Consider the following 15054-nt stretch of genomic DNA (forward strand, 5'->3'; position numbering starts at 1 on the left):
GCGGCGGTTGAGTACCCTCCAGGAGAGGGTAACCGGTCAGCCCGCGCCTACCGCCTTCTTGCGCCACGCCAGATGCACGGCGCAGGTGCAGCCGGGTGGGTGTGAAGTGACGTCGTTGGCGGGGACGATCTCCGCTGCCGGGGCGGGCGTCGGCGCCGCCCGTTCCTGCGACGGAATATAATTCAGCACCGGCGCCAGCCAGCGCTCGGTCTCGGCGACGCTCATGCCCTTGCGCGCGGCATAGTCTTCGACCTGGTCGCGCTCGATCCTGCCGACGCCGAAATAGAAGCTCTCGGGATGGGAGAAATAAAGCCCAGACACCGACGAGCCCGGCCACATCGCAAAGCTCTCGGTCAGCTTCACGCCCGCGGTCCTCTCCGCGTCCAGTAGGCGGAACAGCGTCGCCTTCTCGGTATGATCGGGTTGCGCGGGATAGCCGGGCGCAGGCCGAATGCCGGCATATTGCTCCAGGATCAACTGATCCGAGGTCAGCGCCTCGTCCGGCGCGTAGCCCCAGAACTCCTTGCGCACGCGCTGATGCATCCGCTCGGCAAAGGCTTCCGCAAGCCGGTCGGCCAGCGCCTTGCACAGGATCGAGGAGTAATCGTCATTGGCGTTCTTGAAGCGATCGGCAACCGCGTCCTCGCCGATACCGGCGGTGACGACGAAGCCGCCGATATAGTCTGCTACGCCGGAGGATTTGGGTGCGATGAAATCCGAAAGCGCGGCATTGAAGCGGCCTTCGCGCTTCTCCAGCTGCTGGCGCAGCGTGTGGAAGGTCGCGATCTTCCTTGCCCGCGTATCGTCGGCATAGACAGAGATATCGTCGCCCTCCGCATCGGCGGGCCAGAAGCCGATCGTGGCGCGCGCGGTGAACCATTTCTCCTTGATGATGCGCTCCAGCATCTTGCGCGCGTCGTCATAGAGCGAGCGCGCGACCTCGCCGATCTTGGGATCATCGAGAATCGCCGGGAAACGCCCGGTCAATTCCCAGGTCTGGAAGAACGGCGTCCAGTCGATATATTCGGCGAGCTCCGCCAGGTCGTAGGCTTCAAAGCTCTTCAGTCCGAGGAACGAAGGCTTCTTCGGCGGCGATTTGGCGAAATCGAGCGGGACCGCATTGGCGCGTGCGTCCGCCAGCTTCAGCCGCTTCTTGTCGGCCTGCGCGCGCAGATGCGCAGCCGATATCTTGGCGTATTCGGCGCGGATCTCGGCGGCATAGGCCTCGCGCCTGTCGGGCGAGAGCAAGGAGGACGCCACGCCGACCGCGCGGCTGGCGTCATTGACATGCACTACCGGCCCGCCCGGATAGTTCGGATCGATCTTGACCGCGGTATGGACGCGGCTTGTGGTGGCGCCGCCGATCAACAGCGGCATCTTCATGCCCTGCCGCTCCATCTCGCCGGCCAGAAAGCTCATCTCGTCAAGCGATGGCGTGATCAGGCCCGATAGCCCGATGATGTCGGCGCCTTCGGCCTTGGCGGTCTCGATGATCTTGTTGGCGGGGACCATGACGCCGAGGTCGATCACCTCGAAATTGTTACATTGCAGCACGATGCCGACGATGTTCTTGCCGATGTCGTGGACGTCGCCCTTCACCGTGGCGAGCACGATCTTGCCGGCGGCGTTGCGGCCATCGCCGGTCACGCCGTTCGCAAGGTTGCGCGCCTTCTCCTCTTCCATGAACGGCATCAGGTAGGCGACCGCCTGCTTCATCACGCGGGCGGACTTCACCACCTGCGGCAGGAACATCTTGCCGTCGCCGAACAGGTCGCCGACGATGTTCATGCCGGCCATCAGTGGGCCTTCAATGACGTTCAGCGGACGCTCCACCAAACGCCGCGCGGCCTCGGTGTCCTCCTCGATGAACTCGGTGATGCCGTGCACCAGCGCATGGGAGAGCCGCTTCTCCACCGGCCATTCGCGCCAGGCGAGATCCTGCTCCTTGGTCTGCTTCTCCTTGCCGCGGAATTTTTCCGCCAGCGCCAAGAGCCGCTCGGCCGCGCCGGGATCGCGGTTGAGGATGACGTCCTCGCAGACCTGGCGCAGCTCGGGATCGATATCGTCATAGACGATCATCTGTCCGGCATTGACGATGCCCATGTCCATGCCGGCATGAATGGCGTGATACAGGAACACCGAATGCATCGCCTCGCGCACCGGCTCGTTGCCGCGGAACGAGAACGAGAGATTGGACACACCGCCGGAGACATGCGCGCCCGGCAGGTTTTGGCGGATCCAGCGCGTCGCCTCGATGAAATCCACACCGTAATTGTTGTGCTCTTCCAGCCCCGTCGCGATCGCAAATATATTGGGGTCGAAGATGATGTCCTCAGGCGGAAAGCCGACGTCGTTGACGAGGATGTCGTAGGCGCGCTTGCAGATCTCGGTCTTGCGGGCGAATGTGTCGGCTTGGCCGATTTCGTCGAACGCCATCACCACGACGGCCGCACCATGGCGGCGCGCGATGCGGGCTTCGTGGATGAATTTCTCGACGCCTTCCTTCATCGAGATCGAGTTCACGATCGGCTTGCCCTGAACGCATTTCAGGCCGGCCTCGATCACCTTGAATTTCGAGGAATCGACCATCACCGGGACGCGCGCGATGTCGGGCTCGGCGGCGACGAGGTTGAGGAAGGTCACCATCGCGGCTTCCGAATCCAGCAGACCCTCGTCCATGTTGACGTCGATGATCTGCGCGCCGTTCTCGACCTGGTCGCGCGCCACCTGCAGCGCCGCCGTGTAATCGCCTGCGGTGATCAGCTTGCGGAATCTCGCTGAGCCCGTGACATTGGTGCGCTCGCCGACGTTGACGAACGGAATCGCCGGCGTCAGTTCGAACGGCTCGAGGCCGGAGAGCCGCAGCCGCGGCTCGATCGCGGGCACGATGCGCGGCTTGTGCGGAGCAACCGCGGCAGCGATCGCGGCGATATGGTCCGGCGTGGTGCCGCAGCAGCCGCCGACGACGTTGACGAGGCCGGCCTCGGCGAATTCGCCGATCAGCCGCGCCATGTACTCCGGCGTCTCGTCATACTGGCCGAACTCGTTGGGCAGACCGGCGTTCGGATAGGCGCAGATCAGCGTGTCGGCGACGCGGCCGATATCGGCGATATGGGCGCGCAAGTCTTCGGCGCCAAGCGCGCAGTTGAAGCCGACGGTGATCGGCTTGGCATGACGGATCGAATTCCAGAACGCCTCCGGCAACTGGCCCGACAGCAGACGGCCGGATTTGTCGGTGATGGTGCCGGAGATCATCACGGGCACGTCGATGCCGCGTTCTTCCGTGATCTCCGAGATCGCGTAGAGCGCCGCCTTGGCGTTGAGCGTGTCAAAGATGGTTTCGACCAGCAGCAGATCGGCGCCGCCGTCCAGGAGGCCGTTGACCTGCTCGCCGTAAGCCTTGCGCAGATCGTCGAATGTGACGGCGCGGTAGCCGGGGTTGGCCACATCAGGCGAGATCGAGGCGGTGCGGTTGGTCGGGCCCAACGCGCCGGCCACGAAGCGCGGCTTGCCGTCCTCGGCCGAGACACGCTCGGCGGCGGCGCGGGCGAGTTTCGCGCCGTCACGGTTCAGCTCATAGGCAAGGTCCGACATGTCGTAGTCGGCCTGCGCGATCGAGGTCGAGGAGAACGTGTTGGTGGCGACGATGTCGGCGCCGGCGCGCAAATATGCGGCGTGGATATCCTCGATCGCCTTGGGCTGGGTCAGGATCAACAGGTCGTTGTTGCCCCTGACGTCGCGATGGAAATCCTTGAAGCGCTCGCCGCGAAACGCGGTTTCATCGAACTGCAGGCCCTGGATCATCGTGCCCATGGCGCCGTCGAGCACCAGGATACGCTCGCGCGCGGCGGCGAGCAGGGCGGTTCGCTTCGGTGAAATCGAAACAGTCATTGGATCAGGCGGCTTTCTGTGCGCCATTGGGGCGGATGCCCAGCAGATGGCTGATCGCGAACACGAGGTCCGCGCGGTTCATGGTGTAGAAGTGGAAGGTGTCGACGCCGTGCTTGGCGAGCTTTTGCACTTGCCCCGCCGCAACGGTGGCGGCAACGAGCTTACGCGTCTCGGCATCGTCGTCGAGGCCTTCGAACTTGTCGGCGAGCCAGCCCGGTACCGTGGTGCCGGCGCGAGTCACGAAGCCGCGCGCCTGCTTGAAATTGTGCATCGGCATGATGCCGGGCACGATTGGGATGTCGATGCCGCGAGCGCGGACGCGGTCGAGGTAGCGGAAGTAGAGATCGTTGTCGAAGAAGACTTGCGTGATGGCGCGTGCCGCGCCGGCATCCACCTTGGCCTTCAGCGTATCGATATCGGCATCGATCGTCGGGCTCTCCGGATGCTTCTCCGGATAGGCGGATACCGAGATTTCGATGTCGGGATAGTGCTTCTTGATGCCCTCGATCAGGTCGGGCGAGCTCTGATAGCCCTCAGGATGGGCATGATAGGCAGTGCCTATGCCGGTGGTCGGATCGCCGCGCAGCGCCACGATATGACGGACGCCGATCTCGTGATAGCGCGCCACCACCTCGTCGATCTCGCCTTTCGGCGCGCCGACGCAAGTCAGATGCGCCGCCGGGACCAGACTGGTCTCCTTGAGGATGCGAGCGATGGTCGAATGGGTCCGCTCGCGGGTCGATCCGCCGGCGCCATAGGTCACCGAGACGAAATTGGGGGCGAGCGGCGCCAGCCGGTTGATGGTCTCCCACAGGCTCCGCTCCATCTCTTCCGTCTTGGGCGGAAAGAACTCGAAGGAGATTTTTGGCGAATGCAGCGTGCGATGGCCGCCAAAAGCGGGGGGCGTAACCTCGGTCATGGCACTTCACAAAGCTCCGAAACGTTGAACGGACGCCGGCCGTAGCGGCGATGAGCTAAAATAAGCCAAGGAGGGCGGGCCAAACAGCCCATTGACGATGGGAAATAGCCCAATTTCTATAGGAAATTCGAAATTTTGTCCTAGATGGAAGAGTGAATGGGCTTGGCGCTTAACCTATTTACATAGCATTTACAATTGATTACGAAAAATCAGCGCTGAACGCGGATATATTTCGGCGGTGGGCAACGGCGTTGGTGCCGAATCTGTTAGATTTCGTCCCACTGGCGTATTGCAATGCACCGCGCCTCGCCCCACAAGCGCGGGCCTGATCTGCGCCGGCCAGGCCTTTGTCGCCTCCCGTTGCGGCACTAGTTTAGCGCCATGATCCCGCTCTCCGTCCTCGACCTCTCCGTCGTCACCACAGGCACCCGTCCGGCCCACGCGCTGCGCAACAGCATCGACCTGGCGCGCCATGTCGATGCGCTCGGCTATGTCAGGTATTGGCTCGCCGAGCATCACAATCTGGCCTCGGTGGCGAGCCCGGCGCCGGATCTGATGATCGGGCAGATCGCGGCGGTCACGAGCAACATTCGCGTCGGCTCCGGCGGCGTGATGCTGCCGAACCACGCGCCGTTGGTGGTGGCCGAGCGCTTCAAGATGCTGGAGGCGCTGTTTCCCGGCCGCATCGATCTCGGCCTCGGCCGTGCGCCCGGCACCGATGGCGCCACCGCGCATGCGCTGCGCAGCCGGCTCGATCGCCGCGAGGGCGACGATTTTCTCGAACGGTTGAGTGAACTCGTGTTGTGGGAAACCCGCGGTTTCCCACCCGGCCACCCCTACAACAACGTAGTGGCGATGCCGGACGACACGCCGCTGCCGCCGATCTGGCTGCTCGGCTCGTCCGACTACAGTTCGGAATTGGCCGCGCAGGTCGGCATGGGTTTTGCGTTCGCCCATCATTTCGCGACCTATGACGCGATCGCGGCGATGACGAACTACCGCGACCACTTCAAGCCCTCGGGCTGGCGCCCCACGCCGCACGGCATACTCGCGGTCGCCGTGGTCGCCGCCGAAACCGATGCGGAAGCGGAAAAGCTCGCGACCTCGATGGACCTCAACCGCCTGCGCCGCGACCGCGGAGAATATCTGCCGCTGCCGAGCGTCGAGGAAGCGCTCGCCTATCCGTATTCGGACGCCGAGCGCGCCTCGATCGCCCGCAACCGCTCGCGGCTGTTCGTCGGCAGCCCCGCGACCGTCATGGCGAAGCTGCAGCCGATGATCACAGCCAGCCAGCCGGATGAACTGATGATCATCACCGCGGTCTACGACCACGATGCACGCAAGAAGTCGTATAGCCTGCTGGCGGATGCTTTTGGTTTGGCGAAGAAGGCGGCGGCTTAGGCTCCGTCATTCCGGGGCGATGCGAAGCATCGAACTACGATGTGCAAGTGCACATCGGATAATCTCGAGATTCCGGGTTCGCTTCGCGCCCCGGAATGACAACCTCAATCCAGCTTCTCACTGAACGTCGCGCGGAACGGATGGGCCGGGTAGACGCCGACGATGCGGAATTCGCGCGAGAAGAATTTCAGTTCCTCCAGCGCAAAGGCGAGGCCCTTGTCGTCGGGATGGCCGTCGACGTCGGCATAGAATTGCGTGGCGAAGAAATTGCCGTCGACCATGTAGCTTTCCAGCTTGGTCATGTTGACGCCGTTGGTGGCGAAGCCGCCGAGCGCCTTGTAGAGCGCAGCCGGCAAATTGCGCACCCGGAAAACAAAAGTCGTCACCAGCGGCCCGGAGCCTTGCTTGGCCCAATCCGCCTCGCGCGCCAGCACCACAAACCGCGTGGTGTTGTGGGCTTCGTCCTCAACGTCTTCGGCCAGGATGTCGAGGCCGTAGATCTGCGCCGCCAGCCGCGACGCAATCGCGGCCACGCTCTTGTCCTTGCGCTCGGAGACGTCGCGTGCGCTGCCGGCGGTATCGGCTGCGACGATCGGCTTGATGCCGAGCTTGCGGATGATGAGTCGGCACTGGCCGAGCGCGTGGACGTGGCTCTCCACCGTCTTGATATCCGCGAGCTTGGTCCCCTTCGGCGCCATCAATTGATGGCGGATCGGCAAAAACCATTCGCCGACGATGAAGAGGCCGGATGCCGGCAGCAAGTGATGGATGTCGGCGACGCGCCCGGCGACGGAATTCTCGATCGGGATCATGCCGAGATCGGCCTCGCCCGAGGCGATCGCCGACAGCGCGTCCTCGAAGGTCGCGCACGGCATCGGCTCGGCGTCGGGATAGGCCTCGACGATGGCGATGTGGGAATTGGCGCCAGGCTCGCCCTGGAATGCGATTTTGAGCTTTTTGGTCATGCGGGGCCTTTTAGCAGCGGCTCAGGCTTTTGCCAGTATCCGCCGGGCAGTTTCGAGGTCGGCCGGAGTGTCGACGCCGCGGGGGACGCTGTCGACGATAGTGATGTCGATCCGCATCCCGGCCTCCAGCGCGCGAAGCTGTTCGAGCTTTTCCTGCTGCTCCAGCGGAGAGGGGGGCAGCGCCACGAATCGTTCCAGCGCGGCGCGGCGGTAGGCATAGAGGCCAATGTGGTGATAGCGCGGCCCGTCGCCATAAGGCGCCGTGGCGCGGGTGAAATAGAGCGCGCGCAGCCGGTTTGCTCCGATCGGCGAGCCGACCGCCTTCACAACATTGGGGGCCTGGTTCTCCTCCTCGGTATGGATCTGCGAGGCCAGGGTTGCGATGTCGACAGCGGGATCGTCGAGCGGTGGCAGTGCGGCGCGGATAGTGTCCGGCACGATCGTTGGGAAATCGCCCTGCAGGTTGACCACGATCTCGGCCTGGCCGGCCGGGTCGAGGGTCTTCATGGCCTCGTGGATCCGGTCGGAGCCGGACGGATGGGAGGCCTGGGTCATCACCGCCTCGCCGCCGGCGGCCCTCACGGCAGCAGCGATCTCCGGCGTGTCAGTGGCGACCGCCACCCGGCCGATTTTGGCCTCCTCGGCCCGCCGCAGCACGTGCACGATCATCGGCAGGCCGGCGATGTCGAGGAGCGGCTTGCCCGGTAGCCGGGTCGCCGCCATCCGGGCGGGAATCAGCACCAAAATACGGGGATCGGTCATCGTCTGAAGGCCTGGCCGGACTAGGGGATTTGGTGGGGATGAGGCGAAATTCGGCGCGTTTATACGGGTTGCCAGAGCCCGGGCAAACCGATATCTCAACCCTGCTGAGGGTGCGGCGCGAAAGGCTGATTCCTCACGCCCACCCGCGGCCGCCTCACCGGCCTTCAGTCGAACTTTCCGGCCTGGAGCCTGATCCGTTATGGACTCCTTCGAACTCAACAAGATTCTCGGTGCCATTCTCGGCACCTGCATTCTCGTTCTGGTGACGAGCTTTGCCGCTCATGCGATTTTCGCGCCCGTGAAGCCGGAAAAGCCGGGCTTCGAGATCGCTGTGAAGGAAGACACTTCTCACGGCGCCAAGGAAGCCGCCGCTCCGTCCGAGCCGATCGAGAAGCTGCTGCAGACCGCCTCCGTCGAGAAGGGCGCCGCCGCCGCCAAGAAGTGCGCTGCCTGCCATACCTTCGAGAAGGGCGGTCCGAACCGCGTCGGTCCGAACCTCTATGGCGTCGTCAACGAGCCGAAGGGCCAGGGCCACGGCGGGTTCAATTTCTCGGCCGCGATGAAGAGCAAGGGCGGTAACTGGACCTTCGACGACCTCAACAAGTTCCTGGCCAATCCGAAGGCATTCGTTCCCGGCACGGCGATGGGCTTTGCCGGCATCCCGAAGGACAGCGAGCGCGCCGACGTCATCGCCTATCTGAACTCGCTTTCGGAACATCCGGCGCCGATGCCGACTGCGGCGAAGTAATATTCGCCAGTCCGCTCATGGACTTGCAGCTTACGCGGCCAGGCATTGCCTGGCCGTTTGCATATGGGGATCGCGGTGTTGTTATCGGGACGTTTCGCCGCAGCGTAAATGTTCCGGTGTTGTTATCATGAGGAAAAAGCAACGTAATTGGTCGAACCCTTGCCTTATATTGGGTCCTCACTAGCTCCGCCTCGTCGTTTGCCTTGGTCGGGTCGGGGACCGCGGGCAGATCACCGGCTTGGAAGGCACGGATACTGGGTCAGCAACAGGAATTCTGCATTTGGCAATTACCAGACGACACCTTCTTCAAGGCAGCGCCGCAGCTGCGATGGCGCCCGCGCTCGGGCTAGCGGCGAACCTCCCGGCGATAGAAGCCGCTCGCGCCCAATCCGCATCGGACGAATTGCAGTGGCGGCACGCGCTGTCGCTGTTCGGTGACATCAAGTATCCTGCTGATTTCAAGCACTATGATTACGTCAATCCCAATGCGCCGAAGGGCGGCATCGCGCGCATGATTTCGATTGGCACGTTCGACAACTTCAATATCGCCGTTGCCGGCGTCAAAGGTTCGCTCGCGCCGGCTGCTACCGTGATCTACGAGACGCTGATGACCAAGTCGCAAGACGAGGTCGTTACCGAATACGGCCTGCTGGCGGAAGCCGCGGCTCATCCTGACGACTTCTCCTGGGTCGTCTATCGTCTACGCAAGGAGGCGCGCTGGCACGACGGCAAACCGGTCACGCCCGAGGACGTGATTTTCTCGATCAATACCCTGAAGCAGTACAGCCCGATGTACGCTTCCTACTACAGGCACGTCGTCAAGGCCGAGAAGTCCGGCGAGCGCGACATCAAGTTCACCTTCGACGGCCCGGGAAATCGCGAATTGCCGACCATCGTCGGTGAACTGCTGGTCCTGCCCAAGCATTACTGGGAAGGCACCGACAGCCAGGGCCGCAAGCGCGACATCTCCGCAACGACGCTGGAGCCGCCGCTGGGCTCCGGGCCCTACCGGATCAAGGAATTTGTGGCAGGCCGCACCGTCACGCTCGAACGGGTGAAGGATTATTGGGGCGCGAAGGTTCCGGCACAGGTCGGAACGAACAATTTCGACGAGCTGCGCTTCGAGTTCTTTCGCGACAATCTGGTCGCACTGGAAGCGTTCAAGGCGGATCAGGCCGACTGGATCGCCGAGAACTCGGCCAAGCAATGGGCGACCGCCTATGATTTTCCGGCCGTCGCCGACAAGCGCGTCGTCAAGGAAGAATTCAAGATCAACGACTCCGGCCGGATGCAGGCTTTCGTCCTCAATCTGCGCCGGGAGCAGTTCAAGGATGCGCGGCTGCGGCGGGCGTTCAACTACGCCTTCGATTTCGAGGAAATGAACAAGCAGCTCTTCTATAGCCAGTACAAGCGCATCAATAGCTACTTCGAGGGGACGGAGCTCGCCTGCTCCGGATTGCCGGAAGGGCGCGAACTGCAAATTCTCGAGGCTGTGCGCGACAAGGTGCCGGCCGAAGTATTCACAAAGCCCTATGTCAATCCGGTGGGTGGCAATCCAGAAGCCGTGCGCGCCAATTTACGGGAAGGTGCGAGACTTCTGAAGGAAGCCGGATTCCAGGTGCGCGACCAGAAGCTGGTCGATCCCGGCGGCAAGCCGGTCACCGTCGAAATCCTGGTGCAGGATCCGTCCGCCGAGCGCATCGCGTTGTTCTTCAAGCCGTCGCTTGAACGCATCGGCGTCACGACCTCGATCCGCGTCGCCGACGATGCGCAATATCAGAACCGCATTCGCAGTTTCGATTTCGACATGATCATTGACCAGTGGGGACAGTCACTGTCGCCGGGTAACGAGCAGCGGGAGTTCTGGGGTTCGCAGTCCGCGGACCAGCCAGGCTCGCGGAACACGATCGGCATCAAGAATCCCGCCGTCGATGCTTTGATCGAGCAGGTGATTTTCGCCAAGGATCGCGAAAGCCTGGTCGCGGCGACGAGGGCATTGGACCGTGTGCTGCTCTGGAACTTCTACGTCGTGCCGCAATTCACCTACGGTTTCTCGCGCTATGCCCGGTGGGATCGTTTCAGCCACGCGGAGCCGTTGCCGAAATACGGCCGCTCGGGACTCCCCTCGCTGTGGTGGTACGACGCCGAAAAGGCCGCTCGCATCGGCAAGCGCTCTTGAAGGATATTTCGCGCATGGCGCAATTTTCCCGCCGGCACGTCCTCGGCCTTGGTGCAGGCGCGCTGAGCGTGCTGCGGCTTGGCCCGGTCCGCGCTACAGAGGAAAACGGCGCTGAGATGCACGGCATTTCGGCGTTCGGCGATCTGAAATATCCGGCCGACTTCAAGAATTTCGACTATGTGAATGTTGCGGCCCCCAAGGGCGGCACGTTCTCGACCATTCCCTCGACACGCTCTTACAATCAGTCCTACCAGACGTTTAATTCGCTCAACGCCTACATCCTCAAGGGCGAGGGCGCGCAGGGCATGGATCTTACCTTCTCAGCGCTGATGGTGCGCGCCGGCGACGAGCCGGATGCGATGTACGGACTCGTCGCAAAATCGGTGCGGATTTCGTCGGACAAACTGATCTACCGCTTCACGCTGCGCCCGGAGGCCAGGTTTCACGATGGCTCGAAGATATCAGCGCATGACGTCGCCTGGTCGATCAATACCCTAAAGGCCAAAGGCCATCCCCTGATCCAGGTACAGATGCGCGATGTGAAAGGCGCCGAGGCGGTGGACGATGCGACTGTTGTCGTCACCTTCGCCGAAAAGCGCGCCCGGGACGTGCCACTTTATGTCGCCAGCTTGCCGATCTTCTCGAAGAAATATTACGAGGCCCGGGCCTTCGATGAATCGACGCTCGATACGCCGCTGGGATCCGGGCCGTACAAGGTCGGCCGGTTCGAGGTCAATCGCTTCATCGAGTACGAACGTGTCAAGGACTGGTGGGGCGCGAACCTTCCGGTCTCCCGAGGCCACTACAACTACGACGTGATCCGCTACGAATTCTATCGCGACCGGGACGTCGCCTTCGAGGGATTTACCGGCAAGAACTATCTGTTCCGCGAAGAGTTCACCGCGCGCATTTGGGCGACGCGTTACGATTTTCCCGCGATCAAGGACGGCCGCGTCAGGCGCGAGCAGGTGCCGGACGAAAGGCCGTCCGGCGCTCAAGGCTGGTTCATCAACACGCGCCGCGACAAGTTCAAAGATCCGCGCGTGCGCGAGGCGCTGATCAACGCCTTCGATTTCGAGTGGACCAACAAGACCATCATGTATGACGCCTATGCGCGGACGCACTCGCCGTTCCAGAATTCGGACATGATGGCGAAGGGGCCGCCCTCGCCGGACGAGCTGAAGCTGCTCGAGCCATTCCGCGGCCAGGTGCCCGACGAAGTGTTCGGCCAGCCCTATGTGCCCCCGGTTTCGGACGGCTCGGGCCAGGACCGCAACTTGCTGCGCAAGGCGCAGCAACTGCTTAACGAAGCCGGTTTCGTCATCAAGGACGGCAAGCGGATGACGCCGAGCGGCGAAGTGTTCCGCATCGAATTCCTCTACGAGGAGCCCTCGTTGAATCCGCATCACGCGCCCTACATCAAGAACTTGGGCACGCTCGGCATCGAGGCAAGTCCGCGTCTGGTCGACGCAGTGCAGTACCGCACGCGGGTCGAGGATTTCGATTTCGACATGACGATCACGCGCTTTTCGATGTCGACGACACCCGGCGATTCAATGCGCGCCTTCTTCTCCTCGCACGCCGCCAAGACCAAAGGCTCCTATAACCTGGCCGGTATCGAGAATCCCGCCATCGACGCACTGATCGAAAAGATCATTGCCGCCGAAACCCGCGCCGAGCTGACGGTCGCCTGCCACGCCTTCGACCGCGTTTTTCGCGCCGGGCGCTACTGGGTGCCACAGTGGTACAATAAGACCCACCGGCTGGCCTATTGGGACGTGTTCGATCGGCCGAAGAACTTGCCGCGTTATCAGATCGATGCATCGGGGTCTGGCGAGCGCGTTATCTGGTGGTATGACGCCGCCAAGGCCGGCAAACTCGAGCAGGCGAAGCAATAATGACCGCCTATATCGCCCGCCGCATCCTCTTGATGGTGCCGACCCTGCTCGGCATCCTGTTCGTATCTTTCGTAGTCGTGCAGTTTGCACCCGGCGGTCCCGTCGAGCGCGTGCTGGCGCAGCTATCCGGCGCCGACACCGGCGGCTCCTCCCGCGTGTCTGGCAGCAGCGGCGGCGATCTTGGCGCGCGGCCCCAGGTCGGCGCATCCGCGGATGCCGTCAATTCGAAATACCGGGGCGCTCAGGGCCTGGACCCGGATTTCATCAAGAAGCTGGAAGCGCAGTTCGGGTTCGACAAGCCGGCGCCTGAACGCTTCGTCCTGATGGTGTGGAATTTCGCGCGCTTCGATTTCGGCAAGAGCTATTTCCGGGACGTCAGCGTAATCCAGCTGGTCAAGGAAAAGCTGCCGGTCTCGATGTCGCTCGGGATCTGGATGACGCTCCTGACCTATCTGATCTCGATCCCGCTCGGCATCCGCAAGGCCGTTCAGGACGGCTCGAAGTTCGATACATGGACATCGGCGGTGATCATCGTCGGGTTTGCGATCCCCGGATTCCTGTTCGCGATCCTGCTCATCATCCTGTTTGCGGGTGGCTCGTTCTTCAACATCTTCCCGTTGCGCGGCCTGACGTCGGACGGCTGGGCGCAGTTTCCCTGGTACTGGAAGATCATCGACTATTTCTGGCATATCACGCTGCCGCTGATTTCGATGGCGCTCGGGGCGTTCGCCACCATGACGCTGCTGACCAAGAACTCGTTCCTTGACGAGATCCGCAAGCAGTATGTGATGACCGCGCGCGCCAAGGGCTGCGGCGAGCGGCAGGTGCTGTACGGTCATGTCTTTCGCAATGCGATGCTGATCGTGATCGCGGGCTTCCCGAGCGCGTTCATTCACGCCTTCTTCTCCGGCTCGCTTCTGATTGAGACCATCTTCTCGCTCGATGGCCTTGGCCTGCTCGGATTCGAGAGCGTGCTGAATCGCGACTATCCCGTGGTGTTCGGCACGCTGTTTATCTTTTCGCTGGTCGGTCTGCTGATCAATCTGATCTCCGATCTCACTTACATGTGGATCGACCCGCGGATCGATTTCGAGGCGCGCGAGGTCTGATGACGATCACCGCACGCCAGCCGGTTGAGACCTCGACGCAGTCGCCGCTCGGCGCGGCGGTCCCGGTCGTGAGTCACGTTTTTGCGCCTTCGCCCCTCAACCGCCGCCGCTGGCAGAACTTCAAGGCCAACCGTCGCGGCTATTGGTCGTTCTGGATCTTTACGACCCTGTTTGTGGTTTCGCTGTTCGCCGAACTGATCGCCAACGACCGGCCGTTCCTGATCAAGTATGACGGCCATCTTTACTGGCCGGCCTTCGTCAGCTATTCCGAAACCACCTTTGGCGGCGACTTCGAGACCGCCGCGGACTATCGCGATCCCTACTTGCAGAAGCAGATTGCGGACAAGGGCGGCACCATCGTCTGGCCGCTGATCCGCTATTCCTACGCCACCCATAATCTCGACCTGCCGACGCCGGCGCCGTCCCCGCCAACCTGGATGTTGACGGAAGCGCAATGCAAGGAGGTCGTGCAGAAGAAGGGTCTCAAGGGCTGCAGCGACCTCGAATACAACTGGCTCGGCACCGATGATCAGGGCCGAGACGTGGTCGCCCGCCTGATCTACGGTTTTCGCATCTCGGTGCTGTTTGGTCTGACGCTCACCATCATCTCCTCGATTATCGGCATCGCCGCCGGCGGTGTGCAGGGCTATTTCGGCGGCTGGATCGATCTCACCTTCCAGCGGTTCATCGAGATCTGGACCGCTATCCCCTCGCTCTATCTGCTCCTGATCATCTCAGCGGTGCTGCCGCCGGGCTTCTTCGTCCTGCTCGGCATTCTCCTGCTGTTCTCCTGGGTGTCGCTGGTCGGGCTGGTGCGCGCCGAATTCCTGCGCGGGAGGAATTTTGAATATATCCAGGCGGCGCGGGCGCTCGGCGTCTCCAATGCCGTCATCATGTTCCGCCATCTCTTGCCCAACGCGATGGTGGCGACCATGACGTTCCTGCCGTTCATCGTGTCGTCCTCGGTGATGACGCTGACGGCGCTGGATTTCCTCGGCTTCGGATTGCCGCCCGGTTCGCCGTCGCTCGGCGAATTGCTGGCGCAGGGCAAGGCCAATGTGCAGGCGCCCTGGCTCGGTTTCACCGGCTTCTTCTCGGTCGCGATCATGCTGTCGCTTTTGATCTTCATCGGCGAAGCCGCGCGCGATGCCTTCGATCCGCGCAAGACGTTCCGGTAGAGGA

General features: G+C 62.5%; 10 protein-coding genes. 6 read left to right on the top strand and 4 right to left on the bottom strand.

What is annotated here, in order from left to right; genetic code table 11:
- Positions 1 to 36 precede the first annotated feature (36 nt).
- Both metH and metF read right to left on the bottom strand, forming a co-directional pair.
- On the bottom strand, positions 37 to 3891 hold the full coding sequence (metH, locus tag HCN50_RS10900; protein WP_171709643.1) for a methionine synthase: 3855 nt from the start codon (positions 3889 to 3891) through the stop codon (positions 37 to 39).
- 4 nt (positions 3892 to 3895) lie between these two features.
- Entirely contained in the window at positions 3896 to 4810 is a 915-nt protein-coding gene (metF, locus tag HCN50_RS10905; RefSeq protein ID WP_171709644.1) for a methylenetetrahydrofolate reductase [NAD(P)H], read from the bottom strand.
- Positions 4811 to 5191: 381 nt separating this feature from the next.
- On the opposite strand from metF, the gene HCN50_RS10910 reads away from it, so the two are divergent.
- Positions 5192 to 6211 (top strand): LLM class flavin-dependent oxidoreductase, encoded by a 1020-nt coding sequence (locus HCN50_RS10910; protein WP_171709645.1) that lies wholly within the window; start codon positions 5192 to 5194, stop codon positions 6209 to 6211.
- Between the two features lie 104 nt (positions 6212 to 6315).
- Here HCN50_RS10910 and HCN50_RS10915 read toward each other — a convergent pair whose 3' ends face one another.
- Positions 6316 to 7176, bottom strand: coding sequence for a prephenate dehydratase (locus HCN50_RS10915; protein ID WP_171709646.1), 861 nt, complete (start codon positions 7174 to 7176; stop codon positions 6316 to 6318).
- Positions 7177 to 7197: 21 nt separating this feature from the next.
- Entirely contained in the window at positions 7198 to 7938 is a 741-nt protein-coding gene (locus tag HCN50_RS10920) for a 3-deoxy-manno-octulosonate cytidylyltransferase (protein WP_171709647.1), read from the bottom strand.
- A 199-nt stretch (positions 7939 to 8137) separates the two neighbouring features.
- Between HCN50_RS10920 and HCN50_RS10925 the strand changes: the two genes are divergently transcribed.
- The 5 genes from HCN50_RS10925 to HCN50_RS10945 all read left to right on the top strand — a co-directional run bounded on the left by HCN50_RS10925 (position 8138) and on the right by HCN50_RS10945 (position 15050).
- Entirely contained in the window at positions 8138 to 8686 is a 549-nt protein-coding gene (locus HCN50_RS10925; protein WP_171709648.1) for a c-type cytochrome, read from the top strand.
- Positions 8687 to 9014: 328 nt separating this feature from the next.
- On the top strand, positions 9015 to 10865 hold the full coding sequence (locus HCN50_RS10930) for an extracellular solute-binding protein (protein WP_171709649.1): 1851 nt from the start codon (positions 9015 to 9017) through the stop codon (positions 10863 to 10865).
- A gap of 14 nt (positions 10866 to 10879) precedes the next feature.
- A complete protein-coding gene (locus HCN50_RS10935; protein ID WP_171709650.1) occupies positions 10880 to 12763 on the top strand; it encodes an extracellular solute-binding protein in 1884 nt (627 codons plus the stop codon).
- Complete coding sequence (locus HCN50_RS10940) at positions 12763 to 13872, top strand: microcin C ABC transporter permease YejB (RefSeq protein WP_171709651.1); 1110 nt, start codon at positions 12763 to 12765, stop codon at positions 13870 to 13872. Before HCN50_RS10935 ends, HCN50_RS10940 begins: the two co-directional genes overlap by 1 nt.
- Positions 13872 to 15050 carry an ABC transporter permease gene (locus tag HCN50_RS10945; protein ID WP_171709652.1) on the top strand — a complete coding sequence of 393 codons (1179 nt, stop codon included), beginning with the start codon at positions 13872 to 13874 and terminating at the stop codon, positions 15048 to 15050. The genes HCN50_RS10940 and HCN50_RS10945 overlap by 1 nt, the downstream gene beginning before the upstream one ends.
- Positions 15051 to 15054: the final 4 nt, after the last annotated feature.

The sequence above is a fragment of the Bradyrhizobium archetypum genome (genome assembly GCF_013114835.1).
Classification (GTDB): Bacteria; Pseudomonadota; Alphaproteobacteria; order Rhizobiales; family Xanthobacteraceae; genus Bradyrhizobium; species Bradyrhizobium archetypum.